At 73.3% G+C, this 19,490-nt stretch carries 16 protein-coding genes; 14 read left to right on the plus strand and 2 right to left on the minus strand.

Annotated features, from left to right (window positions below):
* Positions 1-1,431: a type VII secretion protein EccB gene (eccB, locus tag AB0K05_RS01305; RefSeq protein ID WP_219543635.1), complete on the minus strand. Its 1,431-nt coding sequence runs from the start codon at positions 1,429-1,431 to the stop codon at positions 1-3.
* 98 nt (positions 1,432-1,529) lie between these two features.
* On the opposite strand from eccB, the gene AB0K05_RS01310 reads away from it, so the two are divergent.
* Both AB0K05_RS01310 and AB0K05_RS01315 read left to right on the plus strand, forming a co-directional pair.
* Complete coding sequence (locus AB0K05_RS01310) at positions 1,530-1,913, plus strand: hypothetical protein (protein WP_148036996.1); 384 nt, start codon at positions 1,530-1,532, stop codon at positions 1,911-1,913.
* 5 nt (positions 1,914-1,918) lie between these two features.
* Positions 1,919-3,250, plus strand: a complete 1,332-nt coding sequence (locus AB0K05_RS01315) for a WXG100 family type VII secretion target (protein WP_364225510.1) — start codon at positions 1,919-1,921, stop codon at positions 3,248-3,250.
* 4 nt (positions 3,251-3,254) lie between these two features.
* On the opposite strand, the gene AB0K05_RS01320 is transcribed toward AB0K05_RS01315, so the two are convergent.
* On the minus strand, positions 3,255-7,916 hold the full coding sequence (locus tag AB0K05_RS01320; protein ID WP_364225513.1) for an FtsK/SpoIIIE domain-containing protein: 4,662 nt from the start codon (positions 7,914-7,916) through the stop codon (positions 3,255-3,257).
* 1,189 nt (positions 7,917-9,105) lie between these two features.
* On the opposite strand from AB0K05_RS01320, the gene AB0K05_RS01325 reads away from it, so the two are divergent.
* From AB0K05_RS01325 to AB0K05_RS01380, 12 genes are all read left to right on the plus strand, one after another.
* Complete coding sequence (locus tag AB0K05_RS01325; RefSeq protein WP_219543632.1) at positions 9,106-9,768, plus strand: hypothetical protein; 663 nt, start codon at positions 9,106-9,108, stop codon at positions 9,766-9,768.
* A 1-nt stretch (position 9,769) separates the two neighbouring features.
* On the plus strand, positions 9,770-10,483 hold the full coding sequence (locus tag AB0K05_RS01330; RefSeq protein ID WP_148036998.1) for a hypothetical protein: 714 nt from the start codon (positions 9,770-9,772) through the stop codon (positions 10,481-10,483).
* Positions 10,480-11,775 (plus strand): ATPase, T2SS/T4P/T4SS family, encoded by a 1,296-nt coding sequence (locus AB0K05_RS01335; protein WP_148036999.1) that lies wholly within the window; start codon positions 10,480-10,482, stop codon positions 11,773-11,775. Before AB0K05_RS01330 ends, AB0K05_RS01335 begins: the two co-directional genes overlap by 4 nt.
* 2 nt (positions 11,776-11,777) lie before the next feature.
* Positions 11,778-12,620, plus strand: coding sequence for a type II secretion system F family protein (locus tag AB0K05_RS01340; RefSeq protein WP_364226705.1), 843 nt, complete (start codon positions 11,778-11,780; stop codon positions 12,618-12,620).
* Positions 12,613-13,533 carry a type II secretion system protein gene (locus AB0K05_RS01345; protein ID WP_148037001.1) on the plus strand — a complete coding sequence of 307 codons (921 nt, stop codon included), beginning with the start codon at positions 12,613-12,615 and terminating at the stop codon, positions 13,531-13,533. The genes AB0K05_RS01340 and AB0K05_RS01345 overlap by 8 nt, the downstream gene beginning before the upstream one ends.
* Entirely contained in the window at positions 13,534-13,770 is a 237-nt protein-coding gene (locus AB0K05_RS01350) for a hypothetical protein (RefSeq protein WP_148037002.1), read from the plus strand.
* Entirely contained in the window at positions 13,767-14,189 is a 423-nt protein-coding gene (locus AB0K05_RS01355) for a TadE/TadG family type IV pilus assembly protein (RefSeq protein ID WP_219543630.1), read from the plus strand. The genes AB0K05_RS01350 and AB0K05_RS01355 overlap by 4 nt, the downstream gene beginning before the upstream one ends.
* Positions 14,186-14,578, plus strand: a complete 393-nt coding sequence (locus tag AB0K05_RS01360) for a TadE family protein (RefSeq protein WP_246639349.1) — start codon at positions 14,186-14,188, stop codon at positions 14,576-14,578. Before AB0K05_RS01355 ends, AB0K05_RS01360 begins: the two co-directional genes overlap by 4 nt.
* The gene (locus AB0K05_RS01365; RefSeq protein WP_271280031.1) at positions 14,575-14,985 is read left to right on the plus strand and encodes a pilus assembly protein TadG-related protein; all 411 of its coding nucleotides are present in this window, start codon (positions 14,575-14,577) and stop codon (positions 14,983-14,985) included. The genes AB0K05_RS01360 and AB0K05_RS01365 overlap by 4 nt, the downstream gene beginning before the upstream one ends.
* A gap of 74 nt (positions 14,986-15,059) precedes the next feature.
* Positions 15,060-17,900: a BTAD domain-containing putative transcriptional regulator gene (locus tag AB0K05_RS01370; protein WP_271280030.1), complete on the plus strand. Its 2,841-nt coding sequence runs from the start codon at positions 15,060-15,062 to the stop codon at positions 17,898-17,900.
* Positions 17,897-18,526, plus strand: coding sequence for a hypothetical protein (locus AB0K05_RS01375; protein ID WP_345482815.1), 630 nt, complete (start codon positions 17,897-17,899; stop codon positions 18,524-18,526). Before AB0K05_RS01370 ends, AB0K05_RS01375 begins: the two co-directional genes overlap by 4 nt.
* The gene (locus AB0K05_RS01380; RefSeq protein WP_271280474.1) at positions 18,523-19,446 is read left to right on the plus strand and encodes a hypothetical protein; all 924 of its coding nucleotides are present in this window, start codon (positions 18,523-18,525) and stop codon (positions 19,444-19,446) included. The genes AB0K05_RS01375 and AB0K05_RS01380 overlap by 4 nt, the downstream gene beginning before the upstream one ends.
* Positions 19,447-19,490: the final 44 nt, after the last annotated feature.

The following is a 19,490-nucleotide window of genomic DNA, read 5'->3' on the forward strand; positions in this document are numbered from 1 at the left end:
TCACTGGCTGGCCTGCTGGATGGGCTGCACGTCCTGCACCGGCGTGCGGGCCGCCGCCTCGTCCAGGGCGGGGCCGTCCGGGATCAGCCGCAGCAGGTGGGCGGGCACCGGCGCGACGTCCGCGGCCTCGTACCCGAGCTTGCCCACCGTGTCCGCCGAGGTGAGCTGGAACCGCTTGCCCTGGTCGGTGACGAGCCAGTACTGCTGCACCGACGACAGCTGCCCCTCGCCCGGCAGGGTCCCCGCCAGCACGGCGCTGCCCGGCGGCAGCAGCACCTGGTCGACCTTGTCCGCGCCGGCGCTCGTCCCCGGGGTCGGGAGGCCCATCCGGCTGCCCGTGGTCAGCACCGCCTTGGTCGAGCCCTTCACGGTGTCCTCGTACACCGCGCAGAGCGGGGCCGACATGCCGGGCGAGCGGAAGCTCGGCATGGTGGCCGGGAGCCCGCTGTCCAGCAGGCGGCGCGCGGACGCCCTGGCCGCGTTGGCGGTCGCCGCGTCGATCACCGTCTCGCGGACCGGGAGCCTGCCGTAGGCGGGCTTGCTGGCCGGGTCCAGGAGCAGGAGCATGGCCTGCGTGTGGTCGATCGGCGCGAGGCCGTCGGCGAGCAGCACGTACCACCGCTCGGCCGCGCCCGCCACCGACTCCACCTTGTACACCCGCCCCACCCTGGACGCCCTGCCGTCAGGCCCGCGGACCTTGTCGCCGCGCTGGGCGATCTTCGGCGCGGCGAAGTCCACCCCCGCCGGGATGGCGTTGATCCACGAGGCCGGCACGCGGCGCGGCGTCTGGTCGGTGAGCCGGGCCACGTTCGCCACCCGCATGCGGTGGTTGGCCCAGAGCACCCAGTTCTGCTGCCCGTCGCTGACGACCAGCGCCTCGTCGCCCACCGGCGTCCCGCCGAGGTCGGTGCCGGCCACGAGCGTCACGAACGGCTTGCGCGTCCCGGCCGCGTCGGTCCCCTCCGCGACGCACGCCGACCACGGGGCCTTGACCAGCCGCTCCTTGTCCGGCAGCGAGTCCGGCGCCCCCTGGATGCCGACCTTCTGCCCGCGGGCGAAACCGGCCAGGGACTCGGCCGAGACCGTCCTGACCTTGATCTCGTCGTTGCCGAGCAGCAGCCGCGCGGACACGTAGTTGGCCACCGGCTGCAGCTTGCGGCTCTGCTGGTTGTAGACGTAGGAGGCGCCGGTCTCCTCCTCGATCAGCAGTTGCCCTGCGTCGGTCAGCTTGGTGGCGTTCCCCGGGCTGAGCAGCCCCCAGATCCCGAACGCGGCCACGACCAGGATCGCGATCAGGATCCCTCCGAACGTCGCCACGGTCTGCCGGCGCATCGGCGACTCGGGCAGATCGGGCTCCCCCTGCATCAGCGCCAGACCCAGGCGCAGTGTCATGAGGCGATGCGCTTGATAGAGATCCTTCTGGGTCTGCATAGCGCCATATGTTACGCAAGTTGACTCTGTGTCTTCTGTACGGAAAAGGAACTGTTCGAGTAAGGTGCATGATCGAGTGCCCTAAGGGGGGAGGTCTCGTGGGAGCAGCAAAACCGCCCGAGGACTGGCCGGGCCTGGTCGCCGAACGGGACGGCGTCGGGTACGACGCCACGAAGATCACGAACGTCGCCGAGGCGTTGCGAGAGATCATGAAGCCGATCAACGGTGGCGGCTACGGCGAGCACCAGGGCTCGATCCAGGACCTCAGCATCAACGGCTCGCTCTCCGACGTGCGCACCCAGTTGCGCAGCATCGACCGCAACCAGGGCACCGAGTCGTTCGCCACGACGCTGGAGACGGCACACCGGGAGTTCCTCGACGTCTACGAGGACGTCCTGGAGAACTTCTCCACCGCGATCGCGCTGGTGGAAGCCGGAGCCGGCACCTACAGAGTGACGGACATCGTCAACCAGGGGGTGTGAGGGGCATGGGTGGGACCAAGCACGAGATCCACCTGATCAAGCCCTCCTGCGGCAGCTGGGCCGTCGAGACCGGAGGCCGCAGCGTCGAGCAGGTCGTGACCTTCATCAAGGGCTTCAACCTCACGAGCATCACGCAGGCGGCGAGTTCGTACGAGGACGCCAAGACGGCGGTCGAGACGGCCAGGGAGGCCATCAAGACCCAGGCCATCAAGCTCGCCGAGGTGTGGGAGGGCGAGGCGTCGGTCGAGGCGCAGACGGCCCTCGGCATCCTCTACGTGACGATGGGCGAGCTGGCCACCAAGCTCGGCGCGATGCACACGCCCGTCGACAACCTCGCCAGCGTGGTCCGCGAGCACCAGGCGTTCATGGAGGACCACAGCAAGGGCATCCTGAACACCTGGACGAACAGGGGAGGAACCGGCGCCACCTGGGACGACAGCATCCCCGACATCTACAGCGCCTACGCGGGCTACTACGGCGGCGACGGCAAGGTCCTGAACGAGGCCAAGACCGACTTCGGCTCCCCGGACGAACTGGCCGGACTCCACCTGCAGACGTTCACCAACGACCTCGTCGTCGTCCACCAGGCCATCCCGGACACCGTGGACAAGAGCCTGCGCGACATCAAGCCTCCCGGCATGCCGCAGGACGATCCCACGCAGGTCGACTACCCCACGGGCCTGCCCACCGGCAACCCCTCGCCGTACTCGAACACCGGCCTGGGCCTGAACGGCGGCACTGACGGCACGGGCAACCCCGGCGGCCCCTCCTTCGCCGATTACGACCCGAGCACCGGCCTCCCGAACCCGAACGGCGTGGACCCGAACGGCACGAACCCCAACGGCTATGACCCGAACGGCAACTATCCCCCCGGAACCAGCGTCCCGGGAGGCACCGTCCCCATCGGCTCCACCACCGGCCCCGACAACGGCACGCAGCCGTCGGTCGACACGGCCGGCCTGAACCGGAACCCGCCCGGCACCGACGGCACCACCAGCCTGGCGGACTACAACCCGACCACGTCCGGCTACTCCCCGACGGGCACCACGCCCACGACGGCGACCACCCCCGGATACACCACGCCCACCACGTCGGCCACGCCCGTCACCTACGGCGGCACCGGCATCGGCACCGGTGGAGCCCTCGGCCCCGGCCAGGGCACCAGCCTCGGCACCCGCTCCGGCACCGGCGCCGGGATGCCCTTCCTCCCGATGGGCGGCATGGGCGGAGGGGGCGGCGGCGGCGACTCCCGGGACCGGGAGTCCACCACGTGGCTGCACGAGGACGACGACGTGTGGGGCGACGACACCGGCTCGGTGAACAGCAGGATCGGCTGACCCCTCAGGCGTCGCCCGGCAGAGCGGCCTGGACAGGTGTGATGGTGCCGGTCGTCACGAGGAACCCCCGACCGGGCGGCCCGCCCACCGTGCCGCGTGGCAGCCGGATGGTGAAGAGGTCGCCGTCGGCCTGGCCCTGCACCGCCAGCAGCAGCCCCGTACGGGACTTCCGGGTCTCGGCCGCGAACCCGCGGTAGGCGACCGCCAGATCCCCGGTCGTGCCGGCGATGAGCAGGCCGTGGTCACCGTCCCTCCCGGACCGGAGCACCTCCTCCAGGGCGGTGCCCAGCGGGGAGTCAGGGTTGACCAGCTCGGCGTCGTCCACCAGCACGACGTAGTGACGCTGGTCGGCGACCACCTCGGCGAGGTTGTCCGCGTTCCCGTCGAGCACCGCCAGCGCCCCCTCCAGCTCCCGCAGCGGGCTGCGCCGCGGTGCCACGGCGACGACAGGGGTGCCGCGCGCGATCAGGGACCGCGCCGCCGTCAGGAGCGCCGACGAACGGCCGGAACGGGCCGGGCCCGCGATCACCGCGCCCGGGCCGTGCGCCAGCAGGTCGAGCCCCAGCGGCGCGAGCGCGTCGCCGCCCGCCCCGACCAGCGCCCACAGCGGCGACGGCGGGCTGAACGACGGGTCGAGCTCCAGGGCCTCCGCCGCGGTGATGCGCATCGGCAGCGCGTCCACACGCAGCGGCCCCTGCCCTGCGGCACGGGACTGCCCCGCCCCTGGCGGGCCGCCCGCCGGCATCCGGTCACCGACGGTACGGGCGAGCGCCTGCAACGCCGCCACCTGCGCAGGACCGGCCGGATCGGGGGAGAGCAGGGCGATGTGGTGCTCGACGATGCCGTGGTCTCCGAGGGACAACGCCCGGCCCGGCGGTATCGACGCGGGCAGGCCCTTGATCGGGAAACCGGCCAGCCCGTAGTCGGAGGGGTCGGACAGACGCAGGAGCAGCCGGTCGTCGAACACCGTCGACACCTGGCCCAGCAGCCCTGACCGGTCACTGGTGATCACCGCCCGGAACCCCACGGCCGGTCCCTCACGCAGGAGCTGGAGCAGCGCCTCGATCAGGCGGCCGTAGTCGTAGCCCTCGAACGCGGCCACGAAGCCCTCCCAGCGATCGAGCATGAACACCATCCAGGGGAGCCGGTGGCCCGCCTGCCGGTACTCGGCCAGGGAGGCGTGCCCGGCCTCGGCGAGGAGCTGCTGGCGGCGGCCGATCTCGGCCCTGAGCCTGGCGAGCAGGCGCTCGACCCGGTCGAGCTGGTCACGGGTCACCACCGCCCCGCAGTGCGGCATCGCGACCAGCGGCAGCAGCGCCCCCGACCCGCAGTCGATCGCGTGCACGTGCGCGTCGGCGGGGGACACGTGCGCCGCGATGGACCCGGCGATCGTCCGCAACGCCGTCGACCTGCCGCTCCGCGCGGCGCCCGCGATCAGCAGATGCCCGCCGTGCGCCAGGTCCAGCGCCAGCGGCTGCCGATCCTGCGCCCACGGCCGATCGGTGATCCCGAACGCCACCGGCGCCACCTCGGCGGCCACCCCGTCCCCCTTCACCCGGCCAGGACTGAACTCCCGGAACGGAACCCCCGAAGCCTGCAACGGAACCCCCCGCCCACCGCCCGAGGAAGCCGCCACCTCCCGGTCACCGGCACCGCGACCCCGAGCGGCGTCCCTGTCGCCCGCACCGGGACCGCGAGCGTCCCCGCTCCCCGCGAGGTGGGAGGCCGCCGTCTGGCGGCCACCCGGACTCTGGGCACCCCCTCCTTCCGTGAGGGAGACCGGTCCCGCACTTCCGGACGCTCCAGGGCCGCGAGCGGTGTCCGCTCCGCTCCTCGGGTAGAGGGCCGCAGTGCCGTCACCCGTACCGAGGTCACGAGCGCTGTCTGTCGGCAGGGGAAGGACGAACTGGCTGGGGAGAGGTTCGAGCCACGGGCTGGGCTGGGGTGGGACGCCCGCCAGGCGGGCCGCCTCGATCAGGGCGTCGGCCAGCAGCGTGAGGTCGGTGACGGTCGATTCCTCCTCGGGCTCCGGAGGCCGGGGCAGCGGCCGCCCCACCATGCGCCAGCCGACGTCGATCACCCGGACGGCGGCCGCCTGCCTGTCGTGGGGGCCCGTGACCGACGCGGGGGCACGGCCGCCGACCCGGGCCGTCTGGACGGCGCTCGCCGCCCCCATCCCCGAACGCACGTAGCAACGGCCCGGCGTGGTCTTCGAGATGTGCGCCGCGTCGGGCAGGTCGATCACGTCGGAGGACTCGGCCGGCTCGGTCACCCGCAGCGCGATCCGGAGCGAGGTGTTGGCCTGGATGTCGGCCGTTACCACACCCGCCGGCCGCTGGGTGGCGAGGATCAGGTGGATGCCCAGCGACCGGCCACGACGAGCGATGTCGACCAGGCCGGTGACGAAGTCCGGCAACTCGGCCACCAGCGCGGCGAACTCGTCGATGATGAGCACCAGGCGGGGCAGCGGCTCGGAGCCCGCGTAGTCCTCGATGTCCTTGGCGCCGGAGGTGAACAGGAGACGCTCGCGCCGACGGAGCTCGGCGGCCAGCGAGTCGAGGGCGCGCTGCGTCAGGTGGCCGTCGAGGTCGCTCACCATGCCGACCGTGTGCGGCAGGCGGATGCACTCCTTGAAGGCGGCGCCGCCCTTGTAGTCGATCAGCACGAACGTGAGCTGGTCGGGCCGGTTGGCGGCGGCCAGCGCGCAGATGAGCGTCTGCAGAAGCTCCGACTTGCCCGCGCCGGTGGTGCCGGCGATCAGCGCGTGCGGCCCGTCCAGCCGCAGGTCGACCGCGAACGGGCCCTCGGAGTCCATGCCGATCACCACCTCGGTGGAGCCCCGGCCGCGCCATCGGGCGGCCAGCTCCCGGCCCGTGGCGGAGCGCAGGCCCAGCAGGTCGAGCAGGCGCACCGCGTCGGGGAGGTTGCCCTCGGTGTCCTGTCTGCTCACGTCGCGGATCGGGGCGAGCGACCTGGCCAGGCGGTCGCACCAGGACGCCGACACCAGATCGGTCAGCACCGGCCCGATGACGTCGAGACCGCCGCCCCGCAGCACCACCCGGCCGTCGGAACCGCAGGCCGCGACCGTGGCGCACTCCTCGGGCAGCAGCCGCTGGTCCTCGTCGACGGCCACCGTGTAGACGCCCGCCCGGGGCCCCTGCCGCAGCACCTGGGGCATGCCCGGCAGGCCACGCAGCGCCTGGGCGCCGTCGACCACGACCAGCACGTCGTACGGGCGGGTGTCGAACGCGGCGAACGCCGGAGGCTCCGGCCCGCCCAGGTCGTCCCAGCCCGTCGGGACCTTGCCGAGCTCGGGGATCGAGGTGTTCTGGCGTTCGTCGATGAGGGCGGCCAGCTCCCCCACCCGCTTGGCCGCCGACTCCGGATCGGCGCCGATCAGCGCGACGCACTCCTCGCCGCCGCGCGGGGCGCAGTGGGGCAGCCAGCGCGCCCAGCTCCAGCGGCGCTCGCCGTCGGGGTGCGCGGAGAGGATCACGATGGCCAGGTCGCGCGGGCTGTGCAGGGTCGCGGCCTGGCCCACCAGCCATCCGGCCAGGCCGGTGGCGGCGTCGCGCGGGCCGGTGACGCCCGCGACCCCGAGCCTGCGCATCGGCAGGCAGACCGGCACCGCACGGCAGACCGGCGGGTCGATCGGGCCGCCCTGCTCCTCGCTCAGCTCCAGGTTCGCGGGCAGGTCGGCGAGCCCGATCCGCAGCCTGAGCGCGTCCTCGTCATGGATCCTGCGCTCCCACAGCCGCCTGCGCGGGCCGATGGCGGTCAGCAGCACCTGGGCCGGATCGGGCGAGTCGGACCGGCGCCGCCGCTCGTCGTCCGCCCTGGCCGCCTCCACCTCCTCGTCGTGGGCGGCCAGCAGCGCGCGGTACTCCTTCATGGCCTTCCGGTGCTGCTTCTTGCCGTGGCGGCGGTCGCTCCACCACTGGCCGACCATGATGACCGGCGTCATCAGCGCGAACAGCAGGAAGTACCACTGGTCGAGCACGTACGCGAGCGTGACCCCGATCACGGCGGGCAGGAACGCGGCGAGCAACTGCAGCCGCATGCCCTCCGCGCGGGTGGGCTCCTTGGGCTTCTTGAACGTGCGGCGGCCCTCGGGGCGGCGCAGCCTGGGCGGGCGGTTGTAGGCGACGCCGCCCTCCAGCCGGGGCGTCAGGTGGGCGTCGCGCGGCTCGATGGCGGTCAGCGTGAACAGCGACGAGCCGCAGGCCAGCAGCGTGTCCTCCGGCCACTCGACGGCCTCGCCGAGCGGCAGGGAGCCCAGCTCGGGCGCCGGCCGCCCGGCCTCGGCGGCGAACTCGGCGGCCTCACGCTCCGCCACCCGGGCCGACAGCTCGGCGACCTCGTCGGCCCAGCGGCCCTTGAGCTTGAGCCGCGCCTGTTCGGGAGCCGCGCGCAGGGCTCGCTCCACCGTGATGGCGTCGGGCGTCACCCGGACGGTCACCGCCTCGGGGGCGAGCTCGGGATCGGCCACGGCGATGGCGCACAACGGGTCGGCGCCGATGACATGGGCGCCCAGGCCGAGCCGGTGCACCGCCCCGGCGGCCGGCCCGCCGACCACGCGCACCTCGGCGACCCCCGCGGGCTCCTCGACGATCGTCGTACGGGCCAGCCGCGCATCGAGCGTGACCTTGTCACCGTCCCGCAGCACGGCCCGCGCCGGAGCTCGAGGATCAAGAGGCCGCCCATTGCGCCACAACACCAAGGGCCCCGACGAGACAGCCCCCGCACCGGAAACATCCGCCGGACGCGACCTCTCGCCCGGTCCATAGGGAAAGTCCGGCGGAAACGCGGCACCATCCGGCGGAGGCGAACCCCTGTCCGGCCAGTAGGGCAGGCCCGTCGAGGACGCGGCCCCGTCCGGCGCGTGGGGACGCTCCGGCGAACGCGAGGCCCTGTCCGGTCCGTACGGGAAGCCCGGCGGGGGCGTGGCATCGTCCGGCCGTCGGGGGAAGCCCGGCGGGGACGCACTGTCCGGCCGTTGGGGGTTCGGCGGGGGTGCGCCGCCTGAACCGTTGCGGGAGCCGGAGTAGGGAGGGGAGGTGCCGGGGCGACGGTGCCCGGGAGGACGGCCGGGACTGCCGGAGGCCGCTCCGGCGGCTCTCCCGTACGGGTCCCCAGGAGACCTGCCGGGTGGGTCCGCAGAAGACCTGCCGGGATCGCCCGGGAACGGGGTCCCAGTGCCGGAATCTCCGGGGAAGGGGTTTCCGGGGAAGTGGCCCGGGGCGCCTGGGGGCCAGTCGGGGGTGGGTGGGCGGTGGTGGTCGTCGTGGGCGGGACGTCGCTGCCCGGGGACCTGGCCCAGTGGATCCTCGGCGGGCGACATGCCGTAGGGGGCGCGGGCTCGGGGCAGGCGGACGACGGGGGCGAGCGGCCCCCGGTCGCCGAGGGCTTCGCTCACCGTGGCCACGGTGGCGTCGTCGTCGCCGTCGATCACGACGTCACGGTCGCCCTGCTCGCCGAGCACGGTGAGCATGATCCGCATGGGCCGTCTCCTCGGTCGGATTCGGGCGCCAAGGTAACGCCCGGAGCGAGGCTAGACCCCCGGGTTGACGGCAATGGCATGGATTCCCGCCCCTGTGGACAACCGCCGCCGACGCCAGAGCACGTTGTAGGGATAAAACACAAAAAATCCCGCAATAAAGCACCGATCAATACCTTCGCGTCCCATAGCCAGATCAATCACAGCCGTCAACCCGGTAGAAACAATAGGCATTGATTATGACTGGTTGACACACCTACTCCTGCGAAACCAGCATGGTTCCTCGCATTCACCCCCCGCTTCCCCAACCCAATGCACATAATGGCGGACATTCGACAATTCACCCGTGGGAGCCCGATTGAGGACCAGTGAAAAGCCCGCCGCCACCACGGCCGGTTTGTCAGGCCCGGCCTCGCGCAAGCTTCCCGTGCCGCCGCGCGAGCGCAAGCCCGCCCTGGCCGCCCTCGCCGTGCTCCTCATCCTGGGCGGCGCGCTGGCCACCACTCTCCTCGTGCTGCGCAGCGGCGACCGCGTCTCCGCGATCCGCGTCACCCAGCAGATCGGCGCCGGCCAGCAGTTCACCGCCGACGCGCTGGAAGAGGTCCAGGTCGCCGAGACCGGCGTCGACTTCGTCAGCTGGTCGCAGCGCGAGCAGGTGCTCGACAGCTTCGCGGCCGTCACGATCCTGCCCGGCACGCTCCTGACGAACGCGATGGGCGTCAAGGAGAGCGCCGAGCTGGGCCCCGGCAAGGCCGTGGTGGGCCTGGCGCTCAAGCCCGGCCAGATGCCCACGGGCCTGCGCGAGGGCGACCGCGTCCAGGTGGTGTACGTGCCCGCCCGCGGCTCGGCCGACGAGAGCCGCGTCCTCGTACAGAACGCCCTGGTCCACAGCGTCGGCGACCGCGGCCGCACCGGCGCCGGGCAGATCACCGTGATCGTCGACACGCAGGTGTCGCCGGTGGTGCTCCGCTTCGCCTCCAGCGGCGAGGTCGCCGTGGCCGAGCTGCCGGGAGAACGCTGAGGTGGCCCTGATCGTGCTGGCCGCCGACAAGGGCGCGCCCGGCGTGACGACCGCCGCCACGGCGCTGGCCGCAGTGTGGCCGCGCCCGGTGCTGCTGGCCGAGTGCGATCCGGCGGGCGGCGACCTGGCCTACCGGCTGCCGGCCGTCGACGGCGGCGTGCTCAACCCGGGCAAGGGCCTGCTCACGCTGGGCGCGACGGCCCGGCGCGGCCTGGACCCCGCGCAGATCCCCGCACACACGCAGAAGGTGATCGGAGGGCTGGACGTGCTGGTCGGTCTCACCCATGGCGAGCAGGCGGCCGGGCTCACCTGGCTGTGGGGCCCGCTGGGCCGGGCGCTGGCCGGCATCCCCGAGGCCGACGTGATCGCCGACTGCGGCCGGCTGGGCGCCCACCCGCAGCTCGGCGACCTGATGGCCGAGGCCGACCAGGTGGTGCTGCTCGCCCGCGCCACCCTCGACCACGTCGCCCACCTGCGCGAGCGCCTGTCGATCAGCAAGGCCCACGGCGTCGTGGTGATCGCCGACCCGCGCAGCTACCGCGCCTCGATCGAGGAGGTGCGCCGCATCGTCGGCCCGTACGTCGGCTTCGTGCACGGCCTGGCCCACGACCCGAAGGGCGCCGAGCTGCTGCGCGGCCAGTGGGGCGGCAGGCTCGACCGCTCGCTGCTCATCCGCACCGCACGCGACCTCGCCGGACGGCTGGTGACCCGATGATCGACCACGCCCTCGTCAAGCGGTTCCGCCAGGAGGTCGGCGACCGGCTGGCCCACCAGCGCAGGCTCGACCAGGCCAACGGCATGCCCCCGATGACCGGGGAGGACGAGCGCCAGTTCGCCCGCGCGCTGATCTCCCAGGTGCTGGAGGAGCACGCGCGCGGTGAGATCGGCCTCGGCCGCACCCCGCCCACCGTCGAGGAGGAGGAGGCGCTCGCGGCCGGCATCCACGCCGCGCTGTTCGGCGTGGGCCGCCTGCAGCCGCTGCTCGACGACCCCGAGGTGGAGAACATCGACATCAACGGCTGCGACCGCGTGTTCGTCAGCTACGCCGACGGCCAGGAGCTGATGCACGACCCGGTGGCCGAGTCCGACGAGGAGCTGACCGAGCTCATCCAGATCCTCGCGGCCTATTCGGGGCTGTCGAGCCGGCCGTTCGACACCGCCAACCCGCAACTCGACCTGCGCCTGCCCGACGGGTCCCGGTTGAGCGCGGTGATGGACGTGACGGTACGGCCCGCGGTGTCGATCAGGCGTGCCCGGCTCGGCAAAGTCTTTCTTTCCGACTTAGTCGGAAATAACACAATAAGCCCGGAGATCGGGCGTTTCTTGACGGCCGCCGTCGCCGCGAGGAAAAACATCATGATCGCCGGCTCCACCAATGCCGGAAAGACCACCCTGCTGCGCGCGCTGGCCAACGAGATCCCGGCGGGCGAGCGCCTCATCACCGTCGAGCGCGCCCTGGAGCTCGGCCTCGACCAGTTCGCCGAGCTCCACCCGAACGTGGTCGCCTTCGAGCAGCGCCTGCCCAACTCCGAGGGCCAGGGCGAGATCACCATGGCCGAGCTCGTCCGCAGGTCCCTGCGGATGAACCCGAGCCGCGTCATCGTCGGCGAGGTCCTCGGCGACGAGATCGTCACCATGCTCAACGCGATGACCCAGGGCAACGACGGCAGCCTGTCGACCATCCACGCGAACTCCAGCATGGAGGTCTTCAACCGCATCGCCACCTACGCCCTCCAGGCGAGCGAGCGGCTGCCGATCGACGCCACCCACATGCTCATCGCCGGGGCGATCGACTTCGTGGTCTTCATCGAGAAGCGCAACGACTACCACCGCGGCGGCACCCTGCGCCGCTACGTGTCCAGCATCCGCGAGGTCAACGGCTGCGACGGCCGCGTGCTGTCCAGCGAGATCTTCGTCCCCGGCCCCGACGGCGCCGGGCTGCCGCACGCGCCGGTCTCCTGCCTGGAGGAGCTCATGGCGCACGGCTACCACCCGGGAGGCTGGTGACCATGCCGGGGCTCGACCCGCTCGCCCTGCTGACCGGCGCCGCCGCCGGGGGAGGCCTGTTCCTGCTCATCGTCTCCCTGTACGGGATGCGCCCCCGGCCCGCGCAGCCCAAGCGCCACCTCGTACAGAAGCTGACCACCCGCACGGCCGTGGCCGCGATCGCCGCCCTCGTGGTCCTGGTGGTCACCGGCTGGCCCGTGGTGGCCGTCGGCACGGTCCTGCTGGTGTTCGCCTGGCGCGGCCTGTCCGGCGGCGCCGCCGAGGAGCGGGCCGCCATGCGCCGCCTGGAGGCGCTGGCAGCCTGGACCGAGTCGCTGCGCGACACCATCGCCGGCGCTGCGGGGCTGGAGCAGGCCATCCCGGCCTCCATCAGGGCCGCCGCGCCCTCGCTCCGCCCTCATCTGCGCGCGCTGATCGACCGCCTGCACATCAGGATGGCGCTGCCCGAAGCGCTCAGCCGGTTCGCCGACGACCTCGACGACCCGTCCGCCGACCTGGTCGTCGCCGCGCTCGTGCTCAACTCCAAGCTGCGCGGCCCCGGCCTGCGCGACGTGCTCGGCGCGCTCGCCGTGTCGGCCCGCGAGGAGCTCGACATGCGCCGCCGGGTCGAGGCCGAACGCCGAGCCACCCGCCGCAGCGTGCAGATCGTGGTGGGCACCGCGCTCGCCTTCGCGGCCCTGCTCGTCGTCTTCAACCCCTCGTACGTGAACGAGTACGACAACGCCCTCGGCCAGGCCGTGCTCGTGGTGGTCGCCGGCCTGTTCGGCGCCGGGTTCGCCTGGATGCGGCGGCTGGCCAGGTTCGACAAACCCAGCCGGCTGCTGATGGGAGGCGACCATGGTTGAGGGCGTGCTGGCCGGCGGCCTGGCGGGCCTCGGCCTCTTCCTGCTCGTACGGGCCATCTTCCCGGCCCGGCCTGGGCTGGTGGCGCGGCTGCTGGCGCTGGACGCGGTCCGCGAGAGCACCGACGCCCCGCGCATCAGCCTGCTGCTCCCCGAGGAGTCGGTCGGCGCGTTCCGCCGCGGGCTCGGCGCGCGGCTGGCGGCGCTGTACGCGGCGCGCGGCTGGGAGGCCCGGTCGGTCAGGGCGGACCTGGCGCTGGTGGGCCGCTCGTTCGAGGGCTTCCTGGCGACCAAGGCGCTGCTGGCGGCCAGCGGGCTGCTGGCGTTCCCGCTGCTGTTCGGCTGGCTGCTGCTCATGGGGTGGGGCGCGTCTCCCGCCGTCCCGTTCTGGGTGGCGGTGCTGGCGGCGGCCGTCTTCTTCTTCCTGCCCGACCTGCAGGTCCGCAAGGAGGCCGCGGCGCGGCGGCGCGACTTCCGCCACGTCGTCGGCGCGTTCCTCGACCTGGTGTCGATGAACCTCGCCGGCGGCCGCGGCGTGCCCGAGGCGCTCATGATGGCGGTCTCTGTCAGTGGCGACCAGCCCAACTGGGCCATGGCCCGCATCCGCGACGCGCTCAGCGGCGCCAGGATCGTCGGCATCACCCCCTGGCAGGCGCTCGGCCAGCTCGGCGAGGAGATCAACATCGACGAGCTGCGCGACCTGTCGGCGGCGCTCGGCCTGGTCGCCGACGACGGCGCCAAGGTGCGCTCCTCCCTGACGGCGCGGGCGGCCACGCTGCGCCGCCGCGAGCTGGCGGAGATCGAGGGCCGGGCCGGCGAGCGCTCCCAGTCGATGCTGGTCGCCCAGCTCCTGCTCTGCGCCGGCTTCGTGATCTTTCTCAGTTTCCCGGCCGCTATGAAGATGTTGGGGTCATAAATGAACCATCCGTGGATCGTCTACACCGTCGCGCTGCTGCACGTGCGGATCCACCGCGCCCGCACCGCCCCGAGCCGCGGCGCCTCCGCCGTGGAGTGGGTCATCATCACGGCCATCGTCGCCGGGGTCGCGCTCGGCCTCGCCACGCTGATCAGGTCACTCGTCGAGAGCAAGCAGGCCGAGATCGAGGGCTCCTTCGGCGGGGGCGGCGGTGGCGGTGGCGGTGGCGACGAGTGAGCCGGCGGCGCGACGGCGGCGCGAGCGTGATCGAGCTCGCCCTGCTGATGCCCGTCGTGCTCGCCGTGGTGCTGCTGATCGTGCAGGTGGCGCTCTGGTTCCACGGCCGCCAGGTCGCCGAGGCGGCCGCGCGGGAGGGCGCCCGTGTGGCGCGCGCCGCCCCCGCCGACTCGGACGGCTGGGAGGAGCAGGCCAGGGCCCAGGCCAGGGACGTGGTCGCGGCCATCGGCCCGCGGTTGCTGTCCGGCGCCGAGATCACCACCGCCGAACGCGAGCCCGACGAGCGCCACGTCACCGTGACCGGCAGCGCCGTCCAGGTCATCCCGCTGCTGCCGGAGCTGGCCTTCACGATCACCGCCACCGCCGGCGGGCCTGTCGAGTGCTTCCGGCCCGACGACGGTGGAGAGGACTGCGGTTGAGCGGCGGGGACCACGGCTCGATGGCGGTCGAGACCGTGTTGCTGGCCCCGATCTTCGTGCTGTTCCTGCTGTTCCTGGCCGGGGCCGGGCGGTTGGTCGAGGCCCAGGGCGAGGTGAACGGCGCGGCCAGGGACGCCGCCAGGGCCGCCTCCGTCCAGCGGACGCTCGACGAGGCCCGCTCGGCGGCCGAGGAGATCGCCACCGCCGCGCTCGAAGGGCAGTGCGCGGGCCCCGCCGTCTCTCTCGACGGCTCCCGCTGGGAGGAGGGCGGCGAGGTGCGCGCCGAGGTCACCTGCGAGCTGGACCTGGGCTTCCTCGGGTTCGGCGCGGCCAAGACCATGACCGGCACCGCGGTGGTGCCGCTGGAGCAGTTCAGGAGGGTCGATTGAGGCGGCGCGAGCGCGGGTCGATGTCGGTGTTCACCGTGCTCTTCTCCGTGGTGGTGTTCCTGCTGGCCGGGCTGCTCGTGGACGGCGGGGCGGCGATCAACGCCCGGCTGCGCGCCGCCGACATCGCCGAGCAGGCGGCCAGGGCCGCCGCCGACCAGGTCGACGTCGACCAGTTGCGGGAGGGCGGCCAGGTCCGATTGCTCGGCGAGGCCGAGGTGTGCGCCAGGGCCGGCGAGGTGCTCGACGCGCACGGCGACGACGGCATCGCGCTGGCGAGCTGCACCGTCGACGGCGACCAGGCCGTGGTCGCCGTCCGGGTGCCCTGGACGGCTTTCTTCCTGGGAGCCGTCGGCTTTCCTGGCTCCGAGATGGAGGCCGAGGCCGCCGCAGCTCCTGAGGCGCGGTGAGCCAGACCGATTCGGGCCGGTCGGTGGAGAAGAAACCGGCGAGTCGGGACGCTGGACGTGAAAGGGGAGTGACGATGTCAGGTCCGGCCCAGCATGCGCGCAGGCGGACGCCCGCGCGCATACCCCGCAGGCGCCGCCTGGGCGACGTGCTGGCCGGGCTCGGCGCGCTCGCGTCACTGCTGGCGCTCGTCGGCGGCGTCCCGTACGCGCTGCTGCTCTTCGTCGGCCCGCCGATCGGCCCCGAGCTGCTCGACCTGGACCTGCTCACCACCCGCATCGGGCCCAGCACGATCACGGCGGTGCTGATCCTGCTCGTCTGGCTGGCCTGGCTGCAGCTGTTCGCGTGCGTGGTGGTCGAGGTGTACGCGGGCGTGCGCCGGGTCGGGATGCCGGCCAGGGTGCCGCTGTCGGGCGGCACGCAGGCGCTGGTGAACAAGCTGGTCACGGCCGCGCTGGTGCTGTTCACCACGGGCGCCGCGATGGCGCCGATCGCCAGGCTGGCCACCCCGCCGCCCACCATGCCGCCGGTGACGGCGGTCGCGTTCACGGCCCCGGTCGTCGAGCAGCAGGTGGTCGACAACCAGCGGACGAAGAAGGTGTACGTGGTGCAGCCCCCGCACGGCCGTCACCACGAGAGCCTGTGGGAGATCGCCGAGAAGTGCCTCGGCGACGGCCGGCGCTATCCCGAGATCTTCCGGCTCAACCAGCACAAGGAGCAGCCCGACGGGGCGCGCCTGCGGATGGCCGACCTCATCAGGCCCGGATGGGTGCTCGACATGCCCGACGACGCGCGCAACACGCACATCGTCCCCGCCGGCCAGGCCAGGGCGCAGACCCTCAAGGAGCACCCCGGCCCGCCCAAGAAGTCCGCCACCGAGGGCGACCAGCGCGGCTCCGGCGACGAGCGTGCGGGCAAGGGAGGGTCCACGGACGCGCGGAAGGGCGAACGCGGCTCGGCCGGCGAACGGCCGGGCGAGCGGGGCTCGGGCGACCAGCGCTCGGGTGACCAGGGCACGGGCGACCAGCGCTCGAGTGAGCAGGGCGCGCGTGACGAGCGTTCGAACGACCAGCGCTCCGGCGAGCAGGGCGCGGCCGACGCGCAGGCGGGCGGGTCGGCGCTGCTCGACGTGCTGTCCGGGGCGTCGCTGGCCGCCGCCGGCCTGCTGGCCCTGCTCGCCGTGCGGCGGCGCGAGCAGCTCTGGCGCCGGCTGACCGGCCGCCGGGTGGCCCGCCCGCAGGGCGACGCCGCCGACGCCGAGGTGGCGCTCAGGATGGGCGCGGACATGCCCGGCGCCCGCATCCTCGACCTCGGGCTCCGGCTGCTCGGCGCCGAGCTGGGCGCCCAGGGCCGCACCCCGCCCACCGTCTACGCCGCCCACCTGTCGGCCCGTTCACTCGACCTGTGGATCCACCCCAAGGATGACCACCCGCCCGCCCCATGGACGGCCGACGACGGCGGCCAGGTCTGGCGGCTGCCCGCACGGGAGGGTCGCCTGCTGCCCGACCACGGGAGCCCGGCCGGAGACGATCCCGCGAACAGGCACACACACCTGGGCGGCGCACCGTACCCCGGACTGGTGTCGATCGGCACCGACCGGAGCGGCCGGGTGCTGGTCGACCTGGAGGCGGCGCAGGGCCTGATCAACATCCGCGGCCCGCAGACCACGGCCGCGCTCGCCGCGCTCGCCGTGGAGCTGGCCACCAACCGGTGGTCCGACCGCATGCGGGTCACGCTCGTCGGGTTCGGCGAGGAGCTGACCGCGATCGCCCCCGACCGGATCAGAGCCGTCGGGGGCCTGGCCGAGGTGCTGCCGGAGCTGGAGGCGACCGCCGCCCCCCGCGAGGCGGTGCTCACCGGTCGCGTCACCGGACGCCCCGGCGTCGCCCACTACCTGCTGTCGGCGGTGGCGCCCACCCACGACGAGGCCCGCCGCCTGGCCCTGCTCGCCAGGAACGACCTGGCCGGATACGTGGTCGCGGGCGACGTGCCGCACGCCACCTGGACCTGGGAGATCACCGAGGACGGCACGGCCAGGCTGCCGGAGCTGGGCTTCGAGGTGAAGGCCCAGCTGCTGCCGCGCCGCCACTACCGGGCGCTGGTCGACCTGTTCCGCACCGCCGACCGGGTCGACGGCGAGCCCATCCCCGGCCCCGAGCCGCTGGCCGACCTCCGCCCGCCCGCGGTCGAGATCAGGATCCTCGGCCCCGTCCAGGTCACCGGCCCGCAGCCGCTCGAAGAAGGACGGATGGCGCTCGCCGCCGAGCTGCTCGTCTACCTGGCCACCCACCCGGGCGGCGTGCACCCCGTCGTGCTCGGCGGCGTGCTGTGGCCGCGCGGCGTGCAGCCCTCGGTCAGGGACGCCACGATCGCCCGCGTCGCGTCCTGGCTCGGCCGCGAGCACCTGCGCGCCGACGAGTCCGGCCGGCTCTCGCTCGGGCCCGGCGTGCGCACCGACTGGGCGCTCTTCCGCGAGCTGGTACGCCGCTCGCACGGCGACCAGATGGCCAGGACCGTCCTGCTGGAGAAGGCGCTCGGCCTGGTCAGGGGCCCGCTGCTGAGGGACCGCCCGCGGGGCCGGTACGCGTGGCTGGCGGCGGACGAGCTGGAGTACGACGTGGCCGCGGAAGTCGCCGATGCGGCCCGCCGGCTGTGTGAGCTCCGGCTCGCCGAAGGGGAGCCGGAGGCCGCGATCGCCGCCGTGCGGGCCGCGCTGCTGCTCGCCCCCGACGACCAGAGTCTCTGGCGCGACCTGCTGCGCGCCGCCCACGCCACCGGCGACCTGGTCCGGCTGCGGGCCGTCATCGAGGGGCTGACCAGGCGCGCCGCCGGCAGCTTCGCCCCGGAAACCGAGGCGCTCATCGACGAGCTGCTGCCGTCGTGGCGCGTCCACCTCGTCAGGGAGTCCACGGCATGAAAAGGATCACGGCCGCGCTCGTACTCCTGCTGCTGGCAGGTTGCGGGCAGCCCGCCGAGCGGCCCTACCAGCCGCGCGAAGAACCCGCGCCCGCCACCGGTGCGGCGCGGGCGGAGCCCGGCGCGACGCGGCCGGAACCCACCCCGTCGCAGGCGGCGCCCACCGGGGCGCGGCCTGCGACCGCCGAGGTCGGCGACCTGCGGGTGCGGTTCGACTGGCCCGCCAAGGACACCGCGCTGCTGCGGCTGTTCCCCGCGTTCTACCTCGGCAAGTACGAGGCGGTGATCTCCGGTGACGACGGCTTCCTCGACCACGTCGAGCTCGAGTACCGGGTCAACGCGATCAAATGGGCGCGGGCCTTCACCGACAAGAAGCTCGAAGTGGCGGGCCGGTCGCGGCTCTACCGCATGAAGGTGAACGCGGTCGTCGGCCGGGGCGCCGAGGTCGACGTCTGCGTGGACGAGACGGACATGAAGGTCGTCTCCGCGGAGACGGGCGAGCCGGTCAAGCCGCAGCCCACCTCCATCCGCACGCCGTACCTGCAGAGGGTGCTCGCCCGCAAGGGCGACGACGGCGTGTGGCGCGTCAAGCAGATCGGTTACGGCAAAGAAGGGTGCGGGAGATGAAACCGCTGGTCGCCGTGGTCGTCGCGGGGTCGCTGCTGTTCGGCGCTCTCGACCCGCCGAGCGAGGACGTCAGGGTCGGAGGCTCGCAGAAGGACCGCACGTCCACGGTCGTCCTCGAACATTCCAAGATCACTATCTCCGGTGACGTGCGAAACGGCCGCAACGACGGCTACCAGATGAGAAGCCCTTGCTGGTACGAGCCGGGCCTGGACGCGGAGAAGATGTTCGAGCAGATGTCCGACCCGGTGGCCAACCGCGGCAGGGCGCAGACCGACGAGGAGGGCTTCCGCGCCTTCATCCAGCAGTTCAAGGACAAGCTGGGGCAACCCGGGCTGTGGTGGTCTCCCGCGTACAACAGCGGCGACCGGAGGGGCGCCGCCTGCTGGGCAGGGCTGGAGCAGTTCGTGTTCGTGCCGCCGGGGGAGACGCCGCCGAGCGGCATCACGTTCCAGGAGCTGGCCGAGATCGCCAGGGCCGCGCTGACGGTGCCGGAGGGCAAGGTCGAGCTGAACCCGGACGCCAAGAGCTACGTCAACCTGCCGACGTTCGTCTGGCTGGAGGGCGTGGGCGACACCACCCGGTCGGTGACCGCGACCCTGCCCGGCGTCATGAGCGCCACGGTGACCGCGACCCTGAGCGACATCAGGATCGACGCCGGCACCGGCTCCGACCGGGCCGAGGTGCGCGAGGACGGTTGCGGCGCGGCCGGCCGGCCGTACGCGCGGGGAGCGGAGTTCACCTGCGGCGTGCGCTACCTGCGGGCCTCGATCGACCGGCCGCGCGAGGTGTACGAGCTGACGGTGACCAGCGTGTGGCCGGTGACGGTGACGGGCGGGGCCGACATCCAGTTCGACCCGGTCCAGGTGGAGGCTACCAGGGACGTTCCGGTCGGCGAGGTGCAGAGCAACGTCCGGCCCTAGGACGCGGTCCGGCGGCGCCGCCGGGAATCGGCGCCGCCGGGCCG

This window comes from Nonomuraea sp. NPDC049486 (genome assembly GCF_040676925.1).
GTDB lineage: Bacteria > Actinomycetota > Actinomycetes > Streptosporangiales > Streptosporangiaceae > Nonomuraea > Nonomuraea ferruginea.

Bases quoted from the DNA above. Each gene is read 5' to 3' on its own strand.
- AB0K05_RS01350 (WP_148037002.1), top strand. From the start codon at position 13,534: ATGAACCATCCGTGGATCGTCTACACCGTCGCGCTGCTGCACGTGCGG.
- AB0K05_RS01345 (WP_148037001.1), top strand. From the start codon at position 12,613: ATGGTTGAGGGCGTGCTGGCCGGCGGCCTGGCGGGCCTCGGCCTCTTC.
- AB0K05_RS01315 (WP_364225510.1), top strand. From the start codon at position 1,919: ATGGGTGGGACCAAGCACGAGATCCACCTGATCAAGCCCTCCTGCGGC.
- AB0K05_RS01380 (WP_271280474.1), top strand. From the start codon at position 18,523: ATGAAACCGCTGGTCGCCGTGGTCGTCGCGGGGTCGCTGCTGTTCGGC.
- AB0K05_RS01340 (WP_364226705.1), top strand. From the start codon at position 11,778: ATGCCGGGGCTCGACCCGCTCGCCCTGCTGACCGGCGCCGCCGCCGGG.
- AB0K05_RS01370 (WP_271280030.1), top strand. From the start codon at position 15,060: ATGTCAGGTCCGGCCCAGCATGCGCGCAGGCGGACGCCCGCGCGCATA.
- AB0K05_RS01335 (WP_148036999.1), top strand. From the start codon at position 10,480: ATGATCGACCACGCCCTCGTCAAGCGGTTCCGCCAGGAGGTCGGCGAC.
- eccB (WP_219543635.1), bottom strand. From the start codon at position 1,431: ATGCAGACCCAGAAGGATCTCTATCAAGCGCATCGCCTCATGACACTG.
- AB0K05_RS01375 (WP_345482815.1), top strand. From the start codon at position 17,897: ATGAAAAGGATCACGGCCGCGCTCGTACTCCTGCTGCTGGCAGGTTGC.